The sequence below is a fragment of the Alkalihalobacillus deserti genome (genome assembly GCF_020734105.1).
Taxonomy (GTDB): Bacteria; Bacillota; Bacilli; order Bacillales; family Bacillaceae_D; genus Halalkalibacter; species Halalkalibacter deserti.
In genome coordinates, this window is record NZ_JAJAFR010000004.1 from 131,307 (window position 1) to 157,229 (window position 25,923).

Annotated in this window: 20 protein-coding genes and 1 pseudogene; all 21 read left to right on the top strand. The window is 38.5% G+C overall.

Features of this window, described 5'->3' with window-relative positions; all coding sequences use genetic code 11:
- The first annotated feature begins 33 nt into the window (after positions 1–33).
- Complete coding sequence (gene dnaE / locus LDX58_RS09570; RefSeq protein ID WP_227936614.1) at positions 34–3,399, top strand: DNA polymerase III subunit alpha; 3,366 nt, start codon at positions 34–36, stop codon at positions 3,397–3,399.
- 305 nt (positions 3,400–3,704) lie between these two features.
- Positions 3,705–4,916, top strand: a complete 1,212-nt coding sequence (ystJ, locus tag LDX58_RS09575) for an NADP-dependent malic enzyme (protein ID WP_227936874.1) — start codon at positions 3,705–3,707, stop codon at positions 4,914–4,916.
- A 133-nt stretch (positions 4,917–5,049) separates the two neighbouring features.
- Positions 5,050–5,272: pseudogene (locus tag LDX58_RS26970) on the top strand (FadR/GntR family transcriptional regulator); the annotation flags it as partial.
- A gap of 99 nt (positions 5,273–5,371) precedes the next feature.
- Positions 5,372–5,650 carry an FCD domain-containing protein gene (locus LDX58_RS26975; RefSeq protein ID WP_227936615.1) on the top strand — a complete coding sequence of 93 codons (279 nt, stop codon included), beginning with the start codon at positions 5,372–5,374 and terminating at the stop codon, positions 5,648–5,650.
- 68 nt (positions 5,651–5,718) lie between these two features.
- Positions 5,719–6,564: an acetyl-CoA carboxylase, carboxyltransferase subunit beta gene (gene accD, locus LDX58_RS09590; protein WP_227936616.1), complete on the top strand. Its 846-nt coding sequence runs from the start codon at positions 5,719–5,721 to the stop codon at positions 6,562–6,564.
- Positions 6,565–6,579: 15 nt separating this feature from the next.
- Positions 6,580–7,563: an acetyl-CoA carboxylase carboxyl transferase subunit alpha gene (gene accA / locus LDX58_RS09595; RefSeq protein ID WP_227936617.1), complete on the top strand. Its 984-nt coding sequence runs from the start codon at positions 6,580–6,582 to the stop codon at positions 7,561–7,563.
- Positions 7,564–7,804: 241 nt separating this feature from the next.
- Positions 7,805–8,764 carry a 6-phosphofructokinase gene (gene pfkA, locus LDX58_RS09600; protein ID WP_227936618.1) on the top strand — a complete coding sequence of 320 codons (960 nt, stop codon included), beginning with the start codon at positions 7,805–7,807 and terminating at the stop codon, positions 8,762–8,764.
- Between the two features lie 87 nt (positions 8,765–8,851).
- On the top strand, positions 8,852–10,606 hold the full coding sequence (pyk, locus tag LDX58_RS09605; RefSeq protein ID WP_227936619.1) for a pyruvate kinase: 1,755 nt from the start codon (positions 8,852–8,854) through the stop codon (positions 10,604–10,606).
- A gap of 184 nt (positions 10,607–10,790) precedes the next feature.
- Positions 10,791–11,186 carry an FxsA family protein gene (locus LDX58_RS09610; protein ID WP_227936620.1) on the top strand — a complete coding sequence of 132 codons (396 nt, stop codon included), beginning with the start codon at positions 10,791–10,793 and terminating at the stop codon, positions 11,184–11,186.
- Positions 11,187–11,249: 63 nt separating this feature from the next.
- Positions 11,250–11,738, top strand: a complete 489-nt coding sequence (locus tag LDX58_RS09615; RefSeq protein ID WP_227936875.1) for a DUF441 domain-containing protein — start codon at positions 11,250–11,252, stop codon at positions 11,736–11,738.
- A 215-nt stretch (positions 11,739–11,953) separates the two neighbouring features.
- Positions 11,954–13,069 (top strand): citrate synthase, encoded by a 1,116-nt coding sequence (gene citZ, locus LDX58_RS09620; protein ID WP_227936621.1) that lies wholly within the window; start codon positions 11,954–11,956, stop codon positions 13,067–13,069.
- A 116-nt stretch (positions 13,070–13,185) separates the two neighbouring features.
- The gene (icd, locus tag LDX58_RS09625; RefSeq protein ID WP_227936622.1) at positions 13,186–14,448 is read left to right on the top strand and encodes an NADP-dependent isocitrate dehydrogenase; all 1,263 of its coding nucleotides are present in this window, start codon (positions 13,186–13,188) and stop codon (positions 14,446–14,448) included.
- Between the two features lie 160 nt (positions 14,449–14,608).
- Entirely contained in the window at positions 14,609–15,553 is a 945-nt protein-coding gene (mdh, locus tag LDX58_RS09630; protein WP_227936623.1) for a malate dehydrogenase, read from the top strand.
- 372 nt (positions 15,554–15,925) lie between these two features.
- Positions 15,926–16,642 (top strand): response regulator transcription factor, encoded by a 717-nt coding sequence (locus LDX58_RS09635; protein ID WP_227936624.1) that lies wholly within the window; start codon positions 15,926–15,928, stop codon positions 16,640–16,642.
- Positions 16,643–18,418, top strand: coding sequence for a two-component system histidine kinase PnpS (gene pnpS / locus LDX58_RS09640; protein ID WP_227936625.1), 1,776 nt, complete (start codon positions 16,643–16,645; stop codon positions 18,416–18,418). It begins immediately after the preceding gene.
- A gap of 471 nt (positions 18,419–18,889) precedes the next feature.
- On the top strand, positions 18,890–19,843 hold the full coding sequence (gene hflK, locus LDX58_RS09645; RefSeq protein WP_227936626.1) for an FtsH protease activity modulator HflK: 954 nt from the start codon (positions 18,890–18,892) through the stop codon (positions 19,841–19,843).
- Positions 19,843–20,775 (top strand): protease modulator HflC, encoded by a 933-nt coding sequence (gene hflC, locus LDX58_RS09650; protein WP_227936627.1) that lies wholly within the window; start codon positions 19,843–19,845, stop codon positions 20,773–20,775. Before hflK ends, hflC begins: the two co-directional genes overlap by 1 nt.
- Positions 20,776–21,082: 307 nt before the next feature.
- Complete coding sequence (gene polA, locus LDX58_RS09655) at positions 21,083–23,707, top strand: DNA polymerase I (RefSeq protein WP_227936876.1); 2,625 nt, start codon at positions 21,083–21,085, stop codon at positions 23,705–23,707.
- A gap of 14 nt (positions 23,708–23,721) precedes the next feature.
- Complete coding sequence (gene mutM / locus LDX58_RS09660) at positions 23,722–24,546, top strand: DNA-formamidopyrimidine glycosylase (protein WP_227936628.1); 825 nt, start codon at positions 23,722–23,724, stop codon at positions 24,544–24,546.
- Positions 24,547–24,607: 61 nt separating this feature from the next.
- Positions 24,608–25,243, top strand: coding sequence for a sporulation membrane protein YtaF (gene ytaF, locus LDX58_RS09665; protein WP_227936629.1), 636 nt, complete (start codon positions 24,608–24,610; stop codon positions 25,241–25,243).
- Positions 25,244–25,307: 64 nt separating this feature from the next.
- Entirely contained in the window at positions 25,308–25,904 is a 597-nt protein-coding gene (gene coaE / locus LDX58_RS09670; protein WP_227936630.1) for a dephospho-CoA kinase, read from the top strand.
- Positions 25,905–25,923 lie beyond the last annotated feature (19 nt).

Sequence of the window (25,923 nt, forward strand, 5' to 3'; positions counted from 1 at the left end):
AGAGGAACAAATAAGGAAAGGGATGAGGTTGGAATGGAGATTGTCCTAAGTCATATTTATAGTGAATACAGTCTTCTATCTTCGACTAATCGTATAAAACCCCTCGTTAAAAGAGCGAAAGAACTTGGTTATAAGGCACTGGCACTCTGTGACAGACATGTTATGTATGGAGCTGTTCCTTTCTATGAAGCCTGTTTAGACCATCATGTAAAACCAATTTTTGGTTTAGAACTGACAATAGAACAAGAAAGCAGTATTGATTCTAGTGAAATGGTATTGATTCGAGTGTATGCAAAAAATCAAAATGGCTATATAAACTTACTTAAACTCTCAACAATCATTGGACATAAACCAGAAAAGAAGTCTTACCTAGCAAGAGATGAGGTCATCCCATACTTGGATGACTTAATTGTTGTCATTCCATCTAGTGGTGGCCCCCTCTCATCATTTCTTATTCAGAATCGAATTGACCAAGCAAGCGGATGGATAAGAGAATGGCTAGGAGCTAAAAATCAATTAGATTGCTTTTTAGAGTTACAAGCTGGTATGGAGCAGGACAAGGAAAAATACGAAAGCATAAAGGTGCTTTCTGAGGAGACAGGACTGAATTTGCTAGCTTCTCATCCTAGTTTTTATTTAGAGGAAAAAGATGCAAAGGCCTATCAAGTTATTCGGTCTATTAAAGAAAATGTTAAAATAGAAGATTATCGACTTGAGAGAAAAGAAACCTCTTACTACTTACATAGTCCTGAAGAAATAAAAGGACTTTTCAAAGGGGAGGAAAAGGCTCTGCATGCAACTCAGCTGTTTGCTTCAAGATGTTCAGTTCAGCTTCAGTTAGATCAGCCAAAGCTCCCTAAGTATCCGAATGAAGAAAATCAGAGTTCGACTGATTTCTTAAGAGCCTTATGCCTACAAGGTTGCTCTCTCCGCTATGAGATTGTATCAAACGAGGTAATGGAGCGACTTGAGAAAGAACTAGCCGTCATTGAACAAATGGGATTTAGTGATTACTTTTTAATCGTTTGGGACTTTATGAAATATGCGAGAGAACAAGGCATTTTAACTGGGCCAGGAAGGGGATCTGCTGCTGGCTCTTTAGTAGCTTATGTGTTGCAAATTACCAATATTGACCCATTGCATTATGAGCTTTTATTTGAGCGTTTCTTGAATCATGAACGAATATCAATGCCAGACATTGATATTGATTTTCCAGATCACAGGCGTGATGAGATCATTGCCTACGTTCAAAATAAATACGGAAAAGCTCATGTAGCGCAGATTATTACGTTTGGAACTTTAGCGGCAAGAGCGGTTATTAGAGATGTTGGGAAAGTGCTAGGGGCAGATGGATTTGTGATTGAACAATTAATCAAACAAATTCCAGCTTCCTCCGGCATGACATTAGCAAAAGCATTTGCTGATAGTGAGCTACTGCAAAAAATGATTCATCAATCAGAGGATGTAAAGGAATTATGGGAGGTTGCACTGGAACTAGAAGGTCTCCCCCGTCATGCATCTACTCATGCTGCAGGTGTGGTGATTAGCAGTGAACCGTTGACGAAAGTAATGGCATTACAAGCAGGACAGTCAACGATTTCTTTGACACAAGCGACGATGGATATCGTTGAAAAGTTAGGTTTGCTTAAGTTTGATTTTCTTGGATTACGGAATTTAACTTTGCTTGAGAGTATAACAAAATTAATCGAACAACAATCAGGTACTAAGGTTAATCTGTCCGACTTGCCACTTGATGATGAAAAGACCTTTACCTTGTTAGGAGAGGGAGAAACAACTGGGGTGTTTCAGCTGGAATCAGCTGGAATGAGACAGGTTTTAAAGCAATTAAAACCATCAGAATTTGAAGATATTGTAGCGGTTAATGCATTATACCGTCCAGGACCGATGAAGTTTATTCCAACTTATGTAAAAGGGAAACATGGAAATGAGCCGATAACATTTGCTCATCGCGACTTAGCACCGATTTTAAAAAGAACGTATGGTGTCTTGATTTACCAAGAACAAATCATGGAAATCGCTTCAACTATGGCTGGTTTCTCACTTGCAGAAGCAGACATCCTTAGAAGGGCCATCAGCAAGAAGAAAAAATTAGAATTAGACGAGCTGCGCGATGCCTTTATAAAAGGAGCTAGCTCAAAAGGTTATTCAAAACAAGTCGCAGAAGAAGTTTATGAGCTAATTGAGAGATTTGCTGATTACGGCTTTAACCGAAGTCATGCCGTAGCCTACAGCATGATTAGTTATTATTTAGCGTATCTAAAAGTCAATTATCCGCTTGCTTTTTACACGGCTCTTTTATCTGGGGTCTGGAACCAACATGATAAATTGGCTCATCATATTCGTGAGTGTAAAGATGCAGGTTACGATGTTTTGCCTCCTTCTGTTTCAAAGAGTCATATTCTCTTTTCGATAGAAGGCCAAGGGATTCGCTATGGGCTACTGCCAATTGCTCATGTCGGATTACAAGCGGCAAGACTTATTGTCCAAGAAGGAAGAAAAGAAGCATTTTCTGATTTATTTAGCTTTGCTGTTCGAGTTGATCAGAAAGTTGTCAATAAAAAAGCACTAGAAAATCTAATAAAAGCAGGAGCCATGGATGAGTTTAAAGAGGATCGTGCTACCTTGCTATACGCTATCGAAGAAGCGATTCGTTTCGCAAGCGAAGTGAACTCTTTTCAAAATGAGACAGAGGGGCTTTTTACTTTAGATTTGCAGCCACCCAATTACCGGAAAGTAGAGCCTTTCCTCATTCAAGAAAAATTAGATTATGAAAAAGAAGCATTAGGTTTTTATTTGTCAGGACATCCAATTGAAGTGTGGAATGAAAAACTACAAGCAGTAGGACGTGTCACTGTACATGAAGCGTTAACAAGAAAAGGAACAGTCAGGGTGGCAGGACTTGTCTCACAAGTTAAAAAAATTAAAACAAAAAAAGGGGAAGGCATGGCTTTCTCAGCGATTACAGATGAATCTGGACAATGTGAATTAATTATTTTTCCTCGGGCTTGGAAAAATCATGGACAAGTTTTTGACGAAGGAAAACTTGTTCTACTGGAGGGGCGCTTTGATCATACAAAAGAGCGAATTCAACTAATTGTCGAGAAAGCTGCAGCAGTCCATTCTCTTGATATGAAGAAAGAAAGAGATGCTCTCTTTTTAAGGATTACAGCTGAACAGGAGGAATCAAAGATATTAACAAAAGTGAAGAGCTTACTTCTTGATCATACGGGTAAGATACCTGTAATTTTGTATTACGAGCGCACCCAACAAACGATTCATTTATCTCAAGATTATCATGTGAACTCAAGTAAAGACTTTTTATCTGGTATGAAAGTGCTGTTAGGTGATGAGAATGTAATATTAAAAGCTAGTGAATAAGGTTAGAGAATTTTTTTTACAAAAATGTTTGGAAGTGTTTGGCTCTTTGTTACAGAAAAGTTCAAGCTATTTACCTCCTGTCTAGGGCTAGGTTCAAAAAGGAAAATTGTTATGTTTTGAATCTACATTTCACTACATGGTGGAACCAATTCATATTTAGTCTTGGCTAAACAAGGAATATTCTATATAATTAAGGATGTTTTAGTGGTCAGGCCAGTAAACTTATCTAAGTTAAATAGAGTAACTTTAAATTCATTTTGAAGGAGAGTGTCGTTGTGGCAACAACTAGAGAAGAAGCTTTGCATATGCATCGAATTAATCAGGGGAAACTTGAATCTAGAGCGAAGGTAGCTGTACGCAATGCGAAGGATTTAAGTTTAGCTTATTCTCCGGGTGTAGCAGAGCCTTGTAAGGAGATTTTTGAAGATGTTGAGAAGGTCTACGAATATACCATGAAAGGAAACATGGTTGCAGTTGTCAGCAATGGTACAGCTGTATTAGGGCTAGGCAATATCGGACCAGAAGCTTCTTTACCTGTTATGGAAGGAAAAGCAGTTCTTTTTAAATCTTTTGCTGGCGTCGATGCTTTTCCAATTTGCTTACGTACAACAGATGTAGAAAAGATCATTGAGACAGTGAAATTACTTGAACCTACTTTTGGTGGTGTGAATTTAGAAGATATTGCAGCACCAGATTGCTTTGAAATTGAAGAACGTTTGAAAAAAGAGACGAATATTCCGGTTTTTCATGATGATCAACACGGAACAGCTATCGTTACGTTAGCAGGTTTAATTAATGCATTGAAAGTTACTGGGAAGAAATTGTCAGAGATTAAAGTAGTGGCAAATGGAGCTGGTTCAGCAGGGATTGCCATTATTAAACTCATGCAAAGAATGGGTGTCAGGGACATCATTATGTGTGATTCAAAGGGTGCTATTTTTGAAGGGCGTACTTACGGTATGAACAGCATGAAAGCAGAGGTTGCTAAATTTACCAACCGCGACAATTTAGAAGGTAGTTTAGCTGATGTCATAAAAGGTACAGATGTATTTATCGGAGTATCGGTTGCCGGGGCTTTAACAAAAGAAATGATCGAGAGTATGAATCCAGATCCAACTATTTTCGCAATGGCTAATCCAACGCCAGAAATCATGCCAGAAGAAGCGAAGGCAGCAGGTGCAAAAGTGATTGGAACAGGACGCTCAGATTTCCCTAATCAGGTAAACAATGTTCTTGCATTCCCAGGTATTTTCAGAGGAGCACTTGATGTAAGAGCGACTCATATTAATGAGGAAATGAAAGTGGCTGCCGTTTATGCGATTGCCGACCTAGTTACAGAAGCCGAACTAACTCCTGACTATGTCATACCAGGCCCATTTGATCCAAGAGTTGCTCCAGCTGTAGCGGCTGCCGTAGCTAAAACAGCTATGGAAACAGGTGTAGCACGTATGAAAGTTGACCCAGAAGCTATTGCGGAGAAAACGCGCAGACTTGCCATTATTGGGGATGAAGTATAAGCTCTAAGCAATGGGCAGAGACGTAGTGTGCCAATCCAGTGCAAAGAGCAAAAAAGTGGGTTTTTTTGAATAACCTCGAACTTATAACTTAAGTGAGGATGACAAATGTCCTAAAGAATAACCCAAAGTTTATATAGAAGTCATTAAACAAATTAACAACATTATTAATGAGGACTAGCTCGGAAGTGGCGATAAACTACCTTCAGAGAGAGAATTGAGCGACCGTCTTGATGTTGGTCGCTCTTCTGTCCGAGAAGCTTTACGTGCAATTAGAGTTACTTGATTTAATCGAAACTCGTCGTGGAGAAGGTACGTATATGAAGCCTTTTGGTAGTTATCGACTAGTGGAAACTCTGTTATCATAACAAGACGAATAGTAGAGCTTGAAGCGTTAAAATTAGCCTGTGATCGAATCACGGATGAATCAATTGTTAAACTTGATCAACTTTTGATTCGTGCAAAAAAAAGAATGGTCACATGGTGATTTGCCAGTTGAAGAGGGTTATTTAAATCATAGCACGATTGTAAAAGCTTGTGATATCCGATTGCTACTTAATTGGTGGTTTTCTCTTGTTGAATATAATAAAGTAGCAATTGAACGTTCTCTTCGAAGGAAGGGGCGAATTTCAGCCACTTTAAAAGAACATGAAGAGATCTATCAAGCTCTAAAAAATCGCGATCATAACCTAGCAACTGTAGCTATGAAACGGAATTTAGAAAATAGTCGCTTTTAGCTTGTACTATTCTAAAAACAATCGCCATAAGATGAATTATTGAAGCTTAAGCGAATGAGGTGGGAAAAATGCTTAAGGATTTTTTAAAGAAGAAAAAAAGATATGCAACCATTCCTTCAGAACGGGCAAAGCAAGAGGTCCCAGCAGGTTTGATGACGAAATGTCCATCATGTCGGACGATTATGTACACGAAAGAGCTTCAAAAGAATTTAAATGTTTGTGATTCATGTGGACACCATTTTCGAATGACAGCACCAGAAAGAATGGATAGTTTGCTTGATGTGGGTTCATTTATTGAATTTGATAGAGATATGATTAGCCAAAATCCGCTTAACTTTCCAACATATGAAGAAAAATTAGAGGCAGATCGTAAAAAGACGAATTTAAACGAAGCAATTGTAACGGGAAAAGGGACGATCAATGGATTTGGAGTTGTTATGGCTGTCATGGATTCTCGTTTCCGTATGGGGAGTATGGGATCGGTTGTTGGTGAAAAAATTACAAGAGCAGTGGAACATGCGATTGAAATGAATGTACCATTTATCCTATTCTCAGCATCTGGTGGAGCCAGAATGCAAGAAGGTGTCTTAAGTTTAATGCAGATGGCTAAAACGAGTGCAGCCTTGCAAAAATTAAATCGCCAAGGTGGCTTGTTCATTTCGATTATGACGCATCCAACCACTGGCGGGGTATCGGCTAGTTTTGCATCTTTGGGAGATTATAATTTTGCTGAGCCGAAAGCATTAATTGGTTTTGCTGGACGACGAATTATTGAACAAACCATCCGCCAAGATTTACCTGAGGATTTTCAAACGGCTGAATTCCTTTTAAAACATGGACAGCTTGACCGGGTTCTTCCACGCTTAGAGATGAAGGAAACATTGACAAAAATTTTAGACATTCATGCTTCATAAAGGAGGTGTAGAGAAATGGCAAGTGAATTAGGATTTGAAAAACCGATTCTAGAACTTAAAAATAAAATTTCTGAACTTCGCACGTTTACGGAAGAAAAAGAGATTGATTTAACAGATGAAATAAAGAAACTTGAGAATCGCTTACAGCAACTAGAGAAAGATATATATGGAAATCTTCAACCATGGGAACGTGTTCAAATAGCAAGACATAATGAACGCCCTACAACCCTTGATTATATTGAACACTTATTTACTGATTTTTTAGAAATGCACGGGGATCGATTTTATGGAGATGACGAAGCTATTGTTGGTGGGATTGCCAAGTATAAAGGTAGATCAGTAACGGTTATTGGTCATCAACGTGGAAAAGATACAAAGGAAAATATCCGGAGGAACTTCGGGATGCCACATCCTGAAGGGTACCGAAAGGCTCTTCGATTAATGAAACAAGCAGAGAAATTTGATCGTCCGATTATATGTTTCATTGACACAAAAGGGGCTTATCCTGGAAAAGCGGCAGAAGAACGTGGTCAAAGTGAAGCGATTGCGAAGAATTTGCTTGAAATGGCTGGTCTTTCCGTCCCAGTCATCTGTATCGTTATTGGAGAAGGGGGAAGTGGAGGAGCGCTAGCATTAGGGGTTGGGAATCATATTCATATGTTAGAGAACTCAACGTACTCTGTTATTTCCCCTGAGGGTGCAGCTGCCCTGCTTTGGAAAGATGCATCACTTGCTCAAAAAGCGGCAGAATCGATGAAAATTACAGCTCCAGATTTGAAAGAATTAGGTATTATTGATGAAATCATCCACGAGGTAAAGGGTGGAGCACATCGCGATGTGATTCAACAATCTCAATCAATCGATCTAGTGCTTCAGCAATCGATTGTTTCTCTTTCTGAATTAACGGAGGATGAATTAATCGAACAACGCTACCAAAAATACAAAAATATTGGACAATTTACGTATGTAAACGATGTCATGCCTGCTAATAAAGGCTAAATGCTTCCAGATTTCTTGGGAGCATTTTTTACATTGGTATTTACTGGATTGTATTCATCTCAGTAAAGTGGTATTTTTAAAAATGGATAGGAAAGTCTGTTAAAGATCATCATGAATAATTGGGAAATACACATGCTATAAAAACGAGGCTTTTAAAATACAAAAACTGACCTCTATCAGAGCCAATAACAACTGATTGCTATTTATTTACAATATATATAAAGTTTGAGGAGGAATTTAAATGAAAAGGATTGGTGTGTTAACAAGTGGCGGAGATTCGCCAGGGATGAATGCAGCTATTCGGGCTGTTGTTCGTAAAGCGATTTTTCATGAACTAGAAGTGTATGGAATCTCATATGGGTACCAAGGTTTAATTAATGGAGATATCCAAAAGATGGAGCTAGGTTCAGTAGGTGATATTATTCATCGGGGAGGAACGATGCTGTACACTGCTCGTTGTGAAGAATTCAAGACACTAGAAGGTCAACAAAAAGGAATTGAGCAATTGAAGAAATTTGGCATTGAAGGACTTGTCGTCATCGGTGGAGACGGTTCGTATAGAGGTGCACAAAAGCTAACTGAACATGGTTTTCCTACTATCGGAGTACCTGGAACAATTGATAATGATATTCCAGGAACAGACTTTACGATTGGTTTTGATACGGCTTTAAATACGGTGATTGATGCGATCGATAAAATTCGTGATACGGCAACCTCACACGAACGTACATATGTAATTGAAGTAATGGGACGTCATGCTGGAGACCTTGCTCTTTGGTCTGGATTAGCTGATGGAGCGGAAACTATTGTCGTTCCTGAAGCGGATTATGATATGCAAGAAATCATCGGGCGCCTCAAGCGTGGACAAGAACGTGGAAAAAAGCACAGTATCATTATTGTAGCAGAAGGTGCTGGTAGCGGTTTTGATTTCGGAAATCGTATTCAAGAGGCAATGAATATTGAGACACGTGTTACCGTACTTGGTCATATTCAACGTGGAGGGTCACCCACTGGTTTTGACCGTGTCCTCGCGAGTCGTCTTGGAGCAAAAGCAGTAGACCTTCTCTTAGAAGGTAAAGCAGGAGTAACAGTAGGAATTGAAAAAAATGAACTTGTCTATCATGATATTAACGAAGCCCTAACAAGAAAGCATACAATTGATCTAGAGATGTATAAGCTATCTCAACAACTATCGATTTAAGAGATTTTACTAAAAGTTCGAACTTTACCTTTTAGTAAAATCTCGAAGCCATTATCCTTTCTATTAAATATATCAGGAGGTAAATATATGCGTAAAACGAAAATAGTATGTACGATTGGTCCAGCAAGTGAATCAGTGGAAAAGTTAGAGGCGTTATTAGAAGCTGGAATGAATGTAGCAAGATTAAATTTTTCTCACGGCGATTTTGAGGAACATGGGGCTCGAATAAAAAACATTCGTGAAGCAGCGGAAAAAACTGGAAAAATAGTTGCAATTCTTCTCGATACGAAAGGACCAGAAATTCGCACACAAACGTTAGAAGGCGGAGTTGCTGAATTAAAAGCTGGGGATGAACTTATTATCTCAATGACGGAAGTGGTAGGAAACAATAAGAAAATCTCAGTTAGCTATCCTGGTCTTATTGATGATGTATCAGCAGGTTCAAGCATACTTCTTGATGATGGGCTAATTGGCCTTGAAGTAACGGAGGTCCTTGAAGGAGAATTAGTAACCAAAGTTTTAAACAGTGGTACATTGAAGAATAAAAAAGGGGTAAATGTACCAAATGTTAGTGTGAACTTACCTGCACTAACGGATAAGGATGTTGCAGATATTAAATTTGGTATCGAGCAAGGTGTCGACTTCATTGCGGCGTCATTCGTAAGAAGAGCGACAGATGTCCTTGAAATTCGTGAACTTCTTGATAATAATAACGGTAGTGAGATTCATATCATTCCTAAGATTGAGAATCAAGAAGGTGTTGATAACATCGATGAAATCTTAGACGTCTCAGATGGTTTAATGGTTGCACGTGGGGATTTAGGTGTTGAAATTCCAGCTGAGGAAGTACCTCTAGTGCAAAAGCAGCTTATTAAAAAATGTAACTTTGCTGCTAAACCAGTTATTACAGCAACGCAGATGCTTGATTCGATGCAACGTAATCCTAGACCAACGAGAGCGGAAGCAAGTGATGTAGCCAATGCTATTTTTGATGGAACAGATGCGATCATGCTTTCAGGTGAAACAGCGGCAGGGGACTATCCGATTGAATCTGTTCAAACGATGCATAATATTGCTACTCGTACAGAACAAGCCCTTAATTATAGTGCAATGCTTCGTAAGAAAACGAAAGAAGAAACAAGTACCATTACAAGCGCAATTGGACAATCGGTTGCTCATACTGCCTCTAACTTAAATGCAGCAGTTATTTTATCAGCAACGGAGAGTGGTCATACGGCGCGAGTTGTTTCTAAATATCGTCCTAAATCACCAATAATTGCAGTGACAAGTAATGAAAAGGTGATCAGGAAATTGAATCTTGTTTGGGGAGTAACTCCTATACAGGGAAGAGAAGCTACTTCTACAGATGAAATGTTTGAATCAACTATTAATACAGCTTTAGAATCGAACTCAATTAAGCAAGGCGATTTAGTTGTTATTACCGCTGGAGTTCCAGTAGGAGAACCAGGGACAACCAATATTATGAAGGTACATGTGATTGGTGAAGTTGTCGCGAAAGGACAAGGAATTGGTCGACGTTCTGCAGCAGGGCGAGTGGTTGTGGCTAGAGATGCAGCTGAAGCTCTTGAAAAGACTACGGTGGGCTCTATTCTTGTAACGTATAGCACAGATAAAGATATGATACCCGCTTTTGAAAAAGCAGCAGCTGTCATCACTGAAGAAGGTGGTTTAACTTCTCATGCAGCAGTTGTCGGTATTAACTTAAGTACACCTGTTATCGTTGGGGTCCGAGGAGCGCTTGACTTGTTTAAAGATGGAGAAGAGATTACAGTTGATAGTGCACGAGGGGATATTTACAGAGGCCACGCCAGTGTACTATAATAAATAATATTATGGAGAAGGGAATCCCTTCTCCTATTTTTATACAAAAGATGGTTCGAGTTTCTTGGGTCAGAGCATGAATGAAGTAAATCCTGCCCAAGTAAGTTTATAAACAAGTCCTTTATTGCTTTTTTGCCTCATACTAATATATGTTATTATGATCACTTTAAAAAAGGAGCATGTGATGTTTCGATTACTATTATTGCTTATTATTGTTGTACCTGCATTAGAAATTGCCGTTCTTATATTAGCAGGAAATCTAATCGGGGTTTGGCAGACCATTTTTATTATTATTGCTACTGGAGTATTAGGGGCATGGCTTGCAAAAAAAGAAGGATTACAAACGTTACGGTTAGCTCAGCTTCAAACACAACAAGGTCAGTTACCTAGTGGAGTTCTTCTTGATGGTATCTGTATACTCGTTGGTGGGGTGGTTTTGTTAACCCCGGGTTTTATCACCGACACGATTGGCTTTTTTTTGTTAATCCCCAAAACACGGACAATTGCTAAAGCGTTACTTTTAAAAATTTTTAACAACATGATAAAAAATGGGAATTTCATCATTATGAATAGAAGATAAAGAATGATGTATATTATAGATGGTGCGGTTAACTCCATTACTTCTTTTCGTTACACATTCTTGATGGAAGGAGGGGGAACTGTGTCACAAGCGTCCATTTTTATGCTGATTTTATTAGGTATCGCTATTTTAGCAAAAAATCAATCTTTAATTGTAGCGGTTGCCTTTTTACTTGTTGTTAGATGGGTTGGGCTTGGTGATAAATTGTTTCCGCTTTTTCAACACAAAGGAATTAATATTGGTGTAACGGTTATTACTATTGCGGTTTTAACTCCAATCGTAACAGGAGAGATCGGCTTTAAACAGTTAGGTGAAGCAGTTAGGTCATCATATGCATGGGTTGCACTTGGAGCAGGGGTTTTAGTGGCATTAATTGCTGCAAGTGGAATTGATTTATTGAAAAATGATCCACATATTACAACAGCTTTAGTCTTTGGTACGATCTTATCTGTCGCTGTTTTTAAAGGTGTGGCAGTGGGTCCGCTAATAGGAGCAGGAATTGCTTATTTCGCCATGAAAATAGTAACTTTTTTTTCGGATTTAGGTAGTTGAAATCATTGTTGAGAATGGGTTTGTTAGCAATAGGGAAAATAAAAAGGGTAAAATTTAGAAACAACTTTTAGAGAAAACGTTCACAAAAGCTTAATAAATCGGTATAATAGAACTTGTGAACATTCCTCTACATAGAAACCGCTACATTCCTAATAAGGAAGTGTAAGCATTTACTATTTAGGGAAACTAAGTTTTTAAGAAAAGGAGAGGTTAACGTGAGTACAACTCGTGGTCTAGAAGGTATTGTAGCAACGACGTCAAGCGTTAGTTCAATTATTGAAAGTGTCCTTACATACCAAGGATATGATATTGATGATTTAGCGGATAATGCGAGTTTTGAAGAGGTTATTTATCTCTTATGGAATGGACGATTACCAAATTCAACGGAGTTAAGTCAATTTACTCAAGAGCTTGCAGATCATGCAGAAGTTCCTAAAGAAATTATTGACCAAATGAAAGCTTATCCGATCGAGAAAGTTCATCCAATGGCAGCACTTCGGTCAGCGATTTCAAGTTTGGCATTATTTGATGAACAAGCAGATGTAATGGAAGAGGAAGCAAACCGACTTAAAGCGATCAAGATTCAAGCACAAATACCAACGGTCGTGACAGCGTTTTCACGTGTGCGTGATGGTTTAGAACCGGTTGCTCCACGTAATGATTTGGGCTTTGCCGCAAACTTCTTATACATGCTAACGGGTAAAGAACCAGATGAAATTGCTGTAAATGCCTTTAATAAAGCACTTGTATTGCATGCTGACCATGAGTTGAATGCTTCTACGTTTACAGCTCGTGTCTGTGTGGCAACCTTATCAGATGTTTACTCAGGAATTACGGCTGCGATTGGCGCTCTAAAAGGTCCATTACATGGCGGTGCAAACGAAGCTGTTATGAAAATGCTTATGGAGATTGGAGAAGTTGAAAACGTAGAACCTTACATTCGCAAAGCATTGGACAATAAAGAAAAGATCATGGGCTTTGGACACCGTGTATACAAGGACGGAGACCCACGTGCGAAACATTTAAAAGAAATGTCGAAACGACTTACTGAAATCACTGGTGAAACAAAGTGGTATGAAATGTCTAAAAAAATCAACGAGATGGTTACAGGAGAAAAAGGCCTACTTCCAAATGTGGATTTTTATTCAGCAAGTGTATACCATAGCCTTGGGATTAAGCATGATCTATTTACACCGATTTTTGCCGTGAGTCGTGCGTCTGGTTGGTTAGCGCATATTCTTGAGCAATACAGTAACAACCGTCTTATCCGTCCGCGTGCAGAATATGTGGGACCTGGTAAACAAGTTTATATTCCAATTGAACAACGCTAATATATGCCTGGGGGGAATGATCTCCCTTACATAGATTATTGACAACCGTGTTAAGTTTTGTCTACATTAGACTAAGTAGTCTTATATTTTTTCAATTATTTTAGGAGGTAAAGAACATGGCAGACGTAATTAAAGTAAACAACGGTGTACTCGATGTACCTAACAACCCAATCGTTCCTTATATTGAAGGTGATGGTATTGGAGCAGATATCTGGGCAGCTGCTTCACGTGTACTAGATGCTGCTGTTGAAAAAGCATACAACGGTGAAAAGAAAATAGAGTGGAAAGAAATTCTTGCTGGAGAAAAAGCTTTCAACCAAACAGGTGAATGGCTTCCGGAAGAAACGTTAGAAGCCATTCGTGAATATATGATTGCAATCAAAGGACCTTTAACAACGCCTATCGGTGGTGGGATTCGTTCTTTAAACGTTGCTCTTCGTCAAGAACTTGATCTGTATGTATGTCTTCGTCCTGTTCGTTATTTTGATGGCGTTCCATCACCTATAAAACGTCCTGAAGATACAGACATGGTTATTTTCCGTGAAAATTCTGAAGATATCTATGCTGGTATTGAGTTTAAAGAGGGCTCTGATGAAGTTAAGAAACTAATTGCTTTCTTACAAAACGAAATGGGAGCTACGAAAATTCGTTTCCCTGAGACTTCAGGTATTGGTATTAAGCCTGTATCGCAGGAAGGAACAGACCGACTGGTTCGTGCGGCTATTCAATATGCAATTGACGAAGGTCGTAAGAGTGTGACATTAGTACACAAAGGGAACATTATGAAATTCACTGAAGGAGCATTCAAAAACTGGGGTTATGAAGTGGCCGAGCGTGAATTCGGAGATAAAGTCTTCACATGGGCTCAGTATGACAAGTTAGTTGAGACAGAAGGTAAAGAAGCAGCTAACAAAGCGCAAGCAGACGCTGAAGCTGAAGGGAAGATTATCGTTAAAGATTCGATCGCTGATATCTTCTTACAACAAATTTTAACTCGTCCTAAAGAATTTGATGTTGTAGCAACAATGAACTTAAACGGTGATTATATTTCTGATGCACTTGCTGCTCAAGTAGGCGGAATTGGTATTGCTCCAGGAGCAAACATCAACTACGATACAGGACATGCAATTTTTGAAGCGACACATGGTACAGCACCAAAATATGCAGGTCTTGACAAAGTTAATCCATCTTCAGTTCTTCTTTCTGGAGAGTTAATGCTTCGTCACTTAGGTTGGTTTGAAGCAGCTGATTTAATCATGGCATCAATGGATAAAACAATTGCAAGCAAAGTGGTAACATATGATTTCGCACGTCTTATGGACGGCGCTACAGAAGTATCATGTTCTGGATTTGCAGAAGAATTAATTAAAAACCTTTAAAAGAGATGTAATACAAGAAGGTCGGTTTTTACCTTTTTGTATTACATCGCAAACTACTATGTATCGCTCTAAGTCAGTTGTTCAAAAAGGTTGCTTTATACCTTTTTGAACATAAAATTCAACTTCTTTAAAATATTATTTTGCGGGGAGTGAGTGTGTGATGGCAATTAAGCGTAGAAAGATTTCAGTTATTGGTGGTGGCTTCACGGGAGCTACTACAGCTCTTATGGTTGCTCAAAAAGAATTAGGCGATGTTGTTCTTCTTGATATTCCGCAAATGGAAGGTCCAACAAAAGGGAAAGCATTAGATATGCTAGAATCAACACCTGTTGCTGGGATTGATGTTAATATTATTGGTTCTTCAAATTATGAAGATACTAAGGACTCTGACGTTGTTGTAATTACTGCAGGAATTGCACGTAAACCAGGTATGAGTCGCGATGATCTTGTAAATACAAATGCTGGAATCATGAAGGCTGTTACAAGAGAAGTTGTTAAATATTCTCCAAACTGCTACATTATTGTTTTAACTAACCCAGCAGATGCAATGACTTATACTGTTTACAAAGAGTCAGGGTTCCCGAAAAATCGTGTAATTGGTCAATCAGGTGTACTTGATACTGCACGTTTCCGTACATTTGTTGCTCAAGAACTAAACCTATCTGTTGAAGATATTACAGGCTTTGTTCTTGGTGGACACGGTGATGACATGGTACCTCTTATTCGCTATTCAGCTGCTGGTGGTGTTCCACTTGAGAAACTTATCCCCAAAGATCGCTTAGACGCTATCGTTGAGCGTACACGTAAGGGTGGCGGTGAGATTGTTGGTCTTCTAGGTAACGGAAGTGCTTACTATGCTCCAGCTGCATCACTTACTCAAATGGTTGAAGCGATCATTAAAGATAAAAAGCGTGTTATTCCAACAATTGCTTATCTTGAAGGCGAGTATGGTTATAATGACCTTTATGTTGGTGTTCCTACAATCCTTGGTGGAGACGGAATTGAAAAAGTCATTGAGCTTGATTTAACAGAAGATGAAAAAGAAGCACTTGGTAAATCTGTTGAATCTATTCGTAATGTTATGTCTGCATTGCCAACTAAATAATTGCTGAATCAGGAAGTATTCCTGTATGACTAGCATGTTGCATAATATTTGTTTAAGTACACCGCTTGATTAGTGGTGTACTTTTTTGGTGTGCCTGGCTGTAATAGGGTGCAACTCCTGAGTCGTCAAGGCGGAATTAATGGTTAGATTAACGCAAGTATGTCCCTGGCGACGTAGAATTAAGGTAATTCAATATTTTATGTTCAGCTTAAAAAAGTGGTCACTTTTGTACTTAACGAGCTGAACGACAAATAGAGTCATCTACTGTGTTGATTGTGCTATACTAAAATTATAAAAAGAGAAGCTATTTATGTTGATCCGCTGCAGGGATGAACCGTAACATTTTGCTCGTTTCGAGCTTGGAGGATGAATATGTCACAACGCTTATTAATTGTCGATGATGAAGAATCAATTGTTACTCTACTTCAATTTAATTTGGAGCAGTCTGGTTATGAAGTGATAACTGCAATGGAGGGTGCGACAGCGCTTGAACTCGCAACCAATCAAAACTTTGATTTGCTTATTCTTGACCTCATGTTACCTGAACTAAATGGTTTAGATGTGTGTAAGTCTTTACGTCAAAACAAAGTTATGACACCTATTTTGATGCTCACCGCTAAAGACGATGAATTTGATAAAATATTAGGCTTAGAACTTGGAGCTGACGATTACATGACAAAACCATTTAGCCCAAGGGAAGTGGTTGCAAGAGTTCGCGCAATATTAAGACGCGCCAACCCCTCTATTACAGAAGCGATGGTTGGAAAAAGTGGTTTTCAAGATCATGTTATTAAGTTTGGCGAAGTAGCCATATATCCTGAGAACTACGAAGTACTCTTTAAAAATCAGTCACTTGAATTAACGCCGAAGGAATTTGAATTACTTTTATATCTAGCCAATCATAAAGGCCGTGTTTTGACAAGAGATCAACTTTTAAACGCTGTTTGGAACTATGAATTTGTCGGCGACACAAGAATTGTCGATGTACATATAAGTCATCTTCGAGAAAAAATAGAAGTAAATACGAAAAAGCCGGTTTACATTAAGACAATCCGAGGGCTCGGTTATAAATTAGAGGAGCCTCTCTAAATGTATAAACTTCGATTTAAGCTCATTTTTGCCATTTTATTGATTACACTGCTTGTTATGGCAGGACTTGGCATTGTTATTGGGCAGATGTATCAAACGTTTTATGTGAATAACTTAACTGAACGGATTGAAAAAGAAGCTAACTTAGCTGCGTATATGATAAGTGAAGAAAGCATGAAGGGGGAAACACCTCAACGTTTAGCGATGAAGTTTGCAGAAAAGCTAGATGCACGAGTAACCATTATTTTGCCGGATGGAACTGTTATTGGTGAATCAGCGAAAGATCCTTCACTAATGGAGAATCATTTAGTTAGACCGGAGATTGCTGCCGTGGAGAGAGGAGATGAAGGAACAGCAATCCGTTATAGTGATACTGTAAATGACGAATTGCTCTATTATGCAGTTGCTATTACTGATTCTACAGGAACGCATTTAGGTTTTTTACGTTTGGGGCTTTCGACTCAAACATTAGATGATATAAATCAAATGATCTGGGGAATATTAGCAACATGTTTCTTCATTGCTTTTATTATCATTGTGTCTATTATTTACCGAGTAGCCAATGAAATGATAAGGCCGATTGAACAGGCTACAGTTGTAGCCAATGAGTTAGCGGAGGGTAATTTTAAAGTTAGAATACAAGAAGGGAAGCGGGATGAGATTGGACAATTGACGCGGTCAATTAACATTCTAGCTTACAATTTAGAGCGACTTACTAAACGGCACCAGGCTCAACAGGAACGGTTGGAAACGTTAATAGAAAACATGGGAAGTGGCTTGATCCTTATTAATAAAAAAGGGGATATCACTCTCATTAATGGTACCTGTCGTTTGATCTTTCAAGAGAATACTGATTCTTGGTTAAATCAACTTTATCATGACGTGATTAAGCATAAAGAGGTCATTCACATTGTTCAGACCATTTTCTTGACAGAGGAAAACCAAAGAAAACAAATTCATTTTCCTGTAAAACTTGAAGTACGCCACTTTGAGGTGTATGGAGCACCGGTGATGAGCAGGAGAGGTAAAATAAAAGGAATCGTTCTTGTCCTTCATGATATTACTGACTTAAAAAAACTTGAGCAAGTAAGAACCGATTTTGTTACAAATGTCTCTCATGAATTAAAGACGCCTGTAACTTCGATAAAAGGATTTACAGAAACCCTTTTAGATGGGGCTATGAATTCGGAATCGTTAAGGGAGAAATTCCTAAATATTATCTCGAAAGAAAGTGAACGGCTTCAAAATTTAATAGAAGAATTACTTGAACTTTCAAGAATAGAGCATTCTTATTTCAGGCTCAATTGGCATACCACTAACTTCAAAAGTATTATTGAAGAAGTGTTTGATTTATTAAAAGAAAAAGCTACTCATAAAGAAATTAATCTTGATTTAGTCATTGAAGGAGATACGACTTTAGAAGGGGATACAGCTCGTCTTAAACAGATTGCAATAAACTTAATTAATAATGCGATTACGTATACGCCAATTGGTGGAGAAGTGACGGTTTTTGTAAAAGGGAGAGATAACCGAGTCGAGTTAGATGTAATTGATACGGGAGTGGGGATAAGTGAAAGTGAGCTACCTAGAATTTTTGAACGTTTCTACAGAGTAGACAGAGCGCGTAGCAGAAATTCAGGTGGTACGGGGCTCGGTTTAGCCATTGTGAAGCATTTAGTCGAGGCGCACTCAGCTGTCCTATCCGTGAAAAGTCAAATTGGAAAAGGAACGACATTTTCAATTGAATTTAATAAAGAGCGACAGAAGACAGATTAATTATTTACAAATGATTTAAGCAATGAGAGTAGTCGCAGCATCTTTTGAGCCTTTTATGAGTGCCCTTCTGTAGGAGGGCACTAAGCGAACGGAGCCATTGCCGGCTTCGTTCTTACTCAAAAGGTCGGCTTTTCCCTTTTTGAAAACAACAAATGTTGCTGCCACCAATGATTATAGCGTTAACCACAAGAATCGAACCTACTTTAAATAATTGCACGAAACCCGATCATATATGACCGAATTTAAAAATCATAGACAAACCTTGATCATAAATGTACTAGTTTTATATTTAATGCACGAACCCCTAATAACCTCTAATGACTCCTTACCTTCAGAGTTTTCTCAAAAGCCCCCATTTATCTTAAAATTTGTACTATAATGAAAAAGAATGAAATTAATTAAAGAATAGTGAAACCGTTTTATCGGCAAATGCGTAGAAAGAAAGACATCATAATAAGAAGGGATGATACGATGACCATTAAGCAATTGCTCGTTGGCTTTGTTTCTTTAATAGCTGGAGCCATTCTTATTTTATTTTTAGTGACGGGATGGTACATAGTCGACGAATCTGAACAAGCTGCACTTATTACATTTGGTAAAGTAGAAGATACGATTACAGAACCTGGGTTAAAGTTTAAGATGCCGTGGCCCATACAAAGAGTAGAGATTCTCTCAAGGGGGACGTTTAACCTTCAAGTAGGTTACAGTGAAGAAGATGGTGAGGTTGTTGAATTTACTCGAGAAGCCAAAATGATAACGGGTGATGAGAATATTCTCTTTGCAGATTTGGCTGTTCAGTGGAGAATCACCGATCCAGAATTATATTTATATAGTACGTTTGATGCTGAGCAAGTATTGTATAATGCCACCTCTGCTGCTCTACGAGGAGTCATTGGGAGTACAGCAATTGATGATGTATTGACCGATCAAAGACCACAAGTAGAGGCTCAGGTTTTTGAAAATTTAGTTAATTTGTTAGAAGTCTATCAAATTGGTGTTAGTATCCAAGATGTTAAACTACAAGATGTTGAGCTTCCGACTGAAGAAGTACGTCGTGCATTTACAGAAGTAACGGATGCTCGTGAGCAGCGTTTAACGAAAATAAATGAAGCAACTAGATATCGTAATCAGTTAATTAATGAAGCTGAAGGGGAAAAAGATGCGATCATTTCTCGGGCTGAAGGAACCCGAGCTGAGCGAATTGAGCGAGCGCGTGGGGATGTGGCGAAGTTTGATGCCCTTTATGCTGAGTATCTCGTCAACCGAGATGTCACCCGTCAACGTCTCGTTCTAGAAACGTTAGAAAATGTCTTGCCTAATACAGAGATTTATATCATGGATAGCAATAATGATACAGTAAGCTACTTACCGATTAGGCCGCTTGAGCGTGGGCAAAACACAGCAGCTGAAGGAGGAAGTAACTAATGAGTGATGAAAATATTGTTGATATCAATGAACGCCGTCCAAGTGATGAGTGGAAAAAGTATACGAAGCTTGGTGCTACAGTAATTATCCTAATAGTAATTTTAGCAACGATTATTAGTAATTTATTTATTGTCGAGCAAGGAGAATATAAAGTAGTTAGGCAGTTTGGTGAGGTTGTTCGAATTGAAAGTGAGCCTGGGTTAAGCTACAAAATTCCTTTTATTCAATCCGTCACAACGCTACCAAAGTATCAAATGATTTATGACATCCCGCCAGCAGAAGTCAATACTCGTGATAAAAAAAGAGTACTTGCCGATCATTATGCGGTGTGGAGAATTGAAAGTCCTCAGCTTATGATTTCGAATACGGTGACACAGGATCGTGCCGAAGCTATTTTAGGTGAATTGATTTTCTCTGCGATTCGAGCTGAGTTAGGTCAATTGAATTTCGATGAGATCATCAATGAAGAAAAATCATCAAGAGGAAGCTTCAATGAATTAGTTCTCGAGCGTGTAAATGAAGCACTTAAGCGTAATGAGTATGGTATTATTTTAACCGATGTTAGAATGAAGCGTACTGATCTACCTGAAGAGAATGAGCAAGCTGTATTTAGTCGCATGATTTCTGAACGTCATGCGACTGCACAGGAATATTTATCGCAAGGGGATGCTGAAGCAAATAGAATTCAATCTGCAACAGACCGTAAAGTAACGGAAACGATTGCAACCGCAAATGCAGATGCCAATGAAATTGAAGGGGAAGGGGAAGCTGAAGCAGCTCGTATTTACAATGAATCATTTGGACGTGATACGGAGTTCTATCAGTTATACCGGACACTTGAATCTTATGAAAAAACGATTGGAGAAGAGACAGTTATTGTCCTTCCAGCTAATGCACCATATGCGCGTATCTTAATGGGATATACGGACTAAAGTGAGAGAGGGCGACTCAGTCGTCCTCTCTTTTTTTTAAAACTCGAATGTACTTAATTTAATCTCCAGTAGCCAAATCAGTTGCAAGAAAAGCATGATTGGGGTGAAAACCAAAATAAATTCCACGTTTTCAAAAATAATTGCACAAAATTTCAACTAATTGCACGAAAACTCCAGTTAATTGCACGAGCAGTTTTCTTATATGGCTAATACAAGAGGCGAATCAGCTTCTCCCTTTTTCTCATTTTCCCATGGCTATGCTACAATAAACGAAGATTACCCTAAAGAAAAGAGAGGAGTCTTTCAATTGAAAAAACTCGTATTAATAGATGGAAATAGTATTGCGTATCGTGCCTTTTTTGCATTACCTTTATTGAATAATGAAAAAGGAGTTTATACAAATGCCGTGTATGGGTTCACGACGATGTTACTTAAAATTATTGAAGAAGAAAAACCAACTCATATGTTAGTGGCTTTTGATGCCGGTAAAACAACATTTCGACATAAAACATTTGAGGAATATAAAGGGGGGCGGCAAAAAACTCCCCCTGAATTATCCGAACAGTTTCCGTTAGTTCGTGAACTTCTTGATGCCTTTAAGATATCTCGCTATGAAGCAGAAAATTATGAAGCAGATGATATTATCGGAACGCTTGCTAAAGATGCAGAAAAAAAAGAGTTTGAGGTGAAGGTGTATTCAGGAGATAAAGACTTACTTCAGCTTGTTTCAGATAAAGTTACGGTTGTGTTAACAAAGAAAGGAATTACGAATGTCGAAGCATATGATGAGGCTTTAATTTCTGAAAAATATGGAATTACCCCTAAGCAAATTATTGATATGAAAGGATTAATGGGCGATAGTTCTGATAACATCCCTGGTGTCCCTGGAGTTGGAGAGAAAACAGCTCTTAAGCTTTTAAAAGAATTTGGCTCAGTGGAAAAAGTTCTGGAATCGATTGACCAAATATCCGGAAAAAAAATGAAAGAGAAACTAGAAGAAAATCGTGAGCAAGCGCTCATGAGTAAAGAGTTGGCAACGATTTTTCTTGAAGTTCCATTTAATACGGAATTAGATGATTTGAGTTTTGGCGATTATGATCAAAAGAAAGTCGTCGACTTCATGAAAGAACTTGAATTTACTTCATTAGTTACTAAGTTTGATACGGAAAAAGCCGAAGAAATTGAACTAGAAGAAATTACATATGAACACTTAGAAAAAGTTGAGGACACACATCTTGCAGAAGAAGCGACATTGATTGTCGAAGTCTTAGGTGAAAACTATCATCAAACACCGATAGAGGGATTTGCGATGGTCAACGAGAAAGGTCGCTACTTCATCTCAACGGAACGCGCGTTAGAATCTCAAGCGTTTGTTGACTGGTTAAAGGATGGTTCAACAAAAATTTCAGTTTTTGATGCGAAGCAGGCTGTCGTTTCTCTGGGGTGGAAAGGGATTTTATTAAATGGGGTTGTATTCGATCTTCAAATGGCTTCTTACTTACTTGATCCATCATTGTCTTCTCATGAAATTAGCGATGTCGCCATTCGTAAAGGATTTGGACAACTTCAAGAAGATGAAGTCGTCTATGGAAAAGGGGCTAAACGAAAAATCCCTGAGCTAGATCAGTTAGCTGAACACTTAGTTCGTAAAGCAGAAGCTCTTTATCAACTGAAACCGGTTCTTGAAAAAGAACTTAAAGAGAACGAGCAAGAAGAGTTGTATCGTGACCTTGAGATGCCACTTTCGCTTGTGTTAGGAAGAATGGAAACGACAGGTGTCAAAGTCGACAAGGAACAACTTGAGCAAATGGGTGAAGACCTTGAATACCGACTAAACGATCTTGAAAAAAAAATCCATGAATCAGCTGGGATGTCATTTAATATTAATTCTCCAAAACAATTAGGAGAAATACTATTTGAGAAATTAGGGTTGCCACCTGTTAAAAAAACAAAAACAGGATATTCTACATCAGCAGACGTATTGGAGAAGCTAGCAAAAGATCATGAAATTGTTGAATACATTCTTCATTACAGACAATTAGGGAAGTTGAACTCAACTTATATAGAAGGTCTGTTAAAAGTTACGAAAGAGAACACCCATAAAATTCATACAAGATATAATCAAGCCCTAACGCAGACAGGACGTTTAAGTTCAACAGATCCGAATCTGCAAAATATACCGATCCGTTTAGAAGAAGGAAGAAGAATTAGAAAGGCATTTATTCCATCTGAAAAAGGATGGATCATGATTGCCGCTGATTATTCTCAAATTGAGCTTCGTGTCCTTGCTCATATTGCTGAAGATGAGAAACTCATTGAAGCATTTCAAACGGATATGGACGTCCATACCAAAACTGCGATGGATGTGTTTCACGTAAGCAAAGAAGAAGTAACGTCTCATATGCGTCGAAGTGCGAAAGCAGTTAACTTCGGGATTGTCTATGGAATTAGTGATTTTGGTTTGTCACAGAGTCTCGGGATAACAAGAAAAGAAGCAGGGGAATTTATTGAACGTTATTTTGCCAGCTATCCAAAAGTAAAAGAATATATGGAGAACATCATTGAGGATGCAAGAGAAAAAGGGTATGTGTCCACCTTGCTTCATCGAAGACGGTACCTCCCAGAGTTAACGAGCCGAAATTTTAATAAACGTAGTTTTGCAGAACGAACAGCGATGAATACACCTATTCAAGGAACGGCAGCAGATATCATTAAAAAGGCGATGGTTGAAATGGCCGCTAAATTAGAAGATGAAGGAATGCAAAGTCGTATGCTCCTTCAAGTTCACGATGAATTGATATTTGAAGTACCAGAAGATGAAGTGGAGAAGATGCTAGCTTTGGTTCCCGAAGTAATGGAAAAAGCTGTTGAATTAAGAGTTCCGTTAAAAGCTGATGTTTCGTATGGAGAAACATGGTATGACGCGAAGTAAGGAGTGATAAAATCATGCCTGAATTGCCTGAGGTCGAAACCGTTAGTCGCACACTCCGTGAATTAGTCATTGGGAAGAAGATAGCCGGAGTCGATGTGAGATGGGCAAACATCATCAAAAAACCAGATGATGTCGAACAGTTTAAACTTGAGTTAATCGGACAAACCGTACATGAAGTGAACCGGCGTGGTAAGTTTCTTCTTTTTGTGCTTGATGACATTACGATGGTCTCTCATTTAAGGATGGAAGGCCGTTATGGTCTTTTTACAAAAGATGAGGAACTTACTCCCCATACTCATGTTATTTTTAGTTTTACAGATGGAACAGAGCTACGTTATCAAGATGTACGTAAATTTGGGACGATGCATTTGTTTAAAAAAGGCACAGAGGAAGAGTCTTTACCTCTTTTACAATTAGGGGTCGAACCTTTTTCTGAGGCTTTCACAATAAAACTCTTACGTGATTCTTTTCAGAAAACGACTCGAAGCATCAAAGTAGTTTTATTGGATCAAAAAACCGTTGTTGGACTAGGAAATATTTATGTCGATGAAGCTCTTTTTCGATCGGGGATTCATCCAGAGAGACTGGCCTCTTCCCTTTCGATTGAGGAATACACTCGCTTGCATGAGGCCATTGTCACCACTTTACAAGAGGCGGTTGATTTAGGTGGTAGTTCAGTCAAATCCTATGTGAATGGCCAAGGTGAGATGGGTATGTTTCAGCAACAACTAAATGTTTATGGTCGTAAAGGACAACCTTGTAAGCAATGCGGAGAGGAAATTTCCAAAACTGTTATAGGAGGAAGAGGAACACATTTCTGCTTGAATTGTCAAAAATAAAGTACACCGGATAGGCTCCTGCCATATACTATCGTATGTTTGAATGAAAGGAGCTTATCATATGGTTGAGATTCTCTCCTTATTAGCTATCGCTTTTGCTGTCAGTCTTGATAGCTTTGGTGTAGGGTTAACTTATGGACTTAGAAAAATGAAATTACCGTGGAGATCGTTATTGTTTATTGCAGGTTGTTCTGCTACTTCTATATTAATAGCGATGTTCTTTGGAAGGGTCATTCAGACTTATTTGTCTCCGCGAGTTGCTGAATCTTTAGGTGGGATCATTTTAATCATGATTGGAGCTTGGGCATTGTACCAAGTATACCGCCCAGCTAAAAATGAAGTAAAAACAAAGGGAGACGAAATTATTTTAAATTTTGAAATCAAAGTGTTAGGAGTAGTTATCCGTATTTTAAGAAAGCCGATGGTTGCCGATTTTGATGATTCAGGAACGATCACTGGACGTGAAGCTTTTTTACTTGGAGTCGCGTTATCCCTCGATGCCTTCGGTGCTGGGATTGGGGCTGCCTTAATTGGATTCTCTCCAATTTGGATGGCCATTAGCGTCGCAACGATGAGTGCATTATGTGTCACACTTGGAATGAAAAGTGGTCACCGCTTTTCAGACTCTATCTGGATAAAAAAATTTTCATTCCTACCAGGACTCCTGCTTATGATAATAGGCATTTTTAGTTTGTAGAGGTTATTCAAAAAGGTTGTTTTTACCTTTTTGAATAACCTCAATATATTTAGGAGGAGTAATCATGTTTATAGGTTTAACGGGCGGTATTGCCAGTGGTAAATCAACTGTAAGTAAGATGATACGTGAGATGGGAATACCCGTTATAGATGCCGATCAAGTTGCCCGAGACGTTGTAGAGCCAGGTACGAAGGCACTACAAGCTATTTACGATCATTTTGGTCCTACGATCATAAATGAAGATGGGACATTATCACGAAAAAAGTTAGGTGCCATTATTTTTGAAGATCCAAAAGAACGCCAAGTATTAAATGAGATTGTGCATCCTGCTGTTAGGAAACGAATGGGTGAATTAAAGCAATTTTATTTAGATAAGGAAGAAACAACGATTGTTTATGATATCCCTCTTTTGTATGAAAGTGATTTATTTCATCTGGTAGAAAAGGTGATTCTTGTTTATGTGGATGCCAAAACGCAACTTCAAAGACTATTAAATCGAGATTCAGCGGGATTAACAGATGCTAAACAGAGAATTGCATCACAAATTCCATTAATTGATAAACGTGAACGAGCAGATTATGTTATTGATAACTCATTTACTATTGAAGAAACAAAGAAGCAACTTGATCTTGTATTCGAACAGTTGCTAACAGAAAAGTGACTTAAAACAAGCATGGATT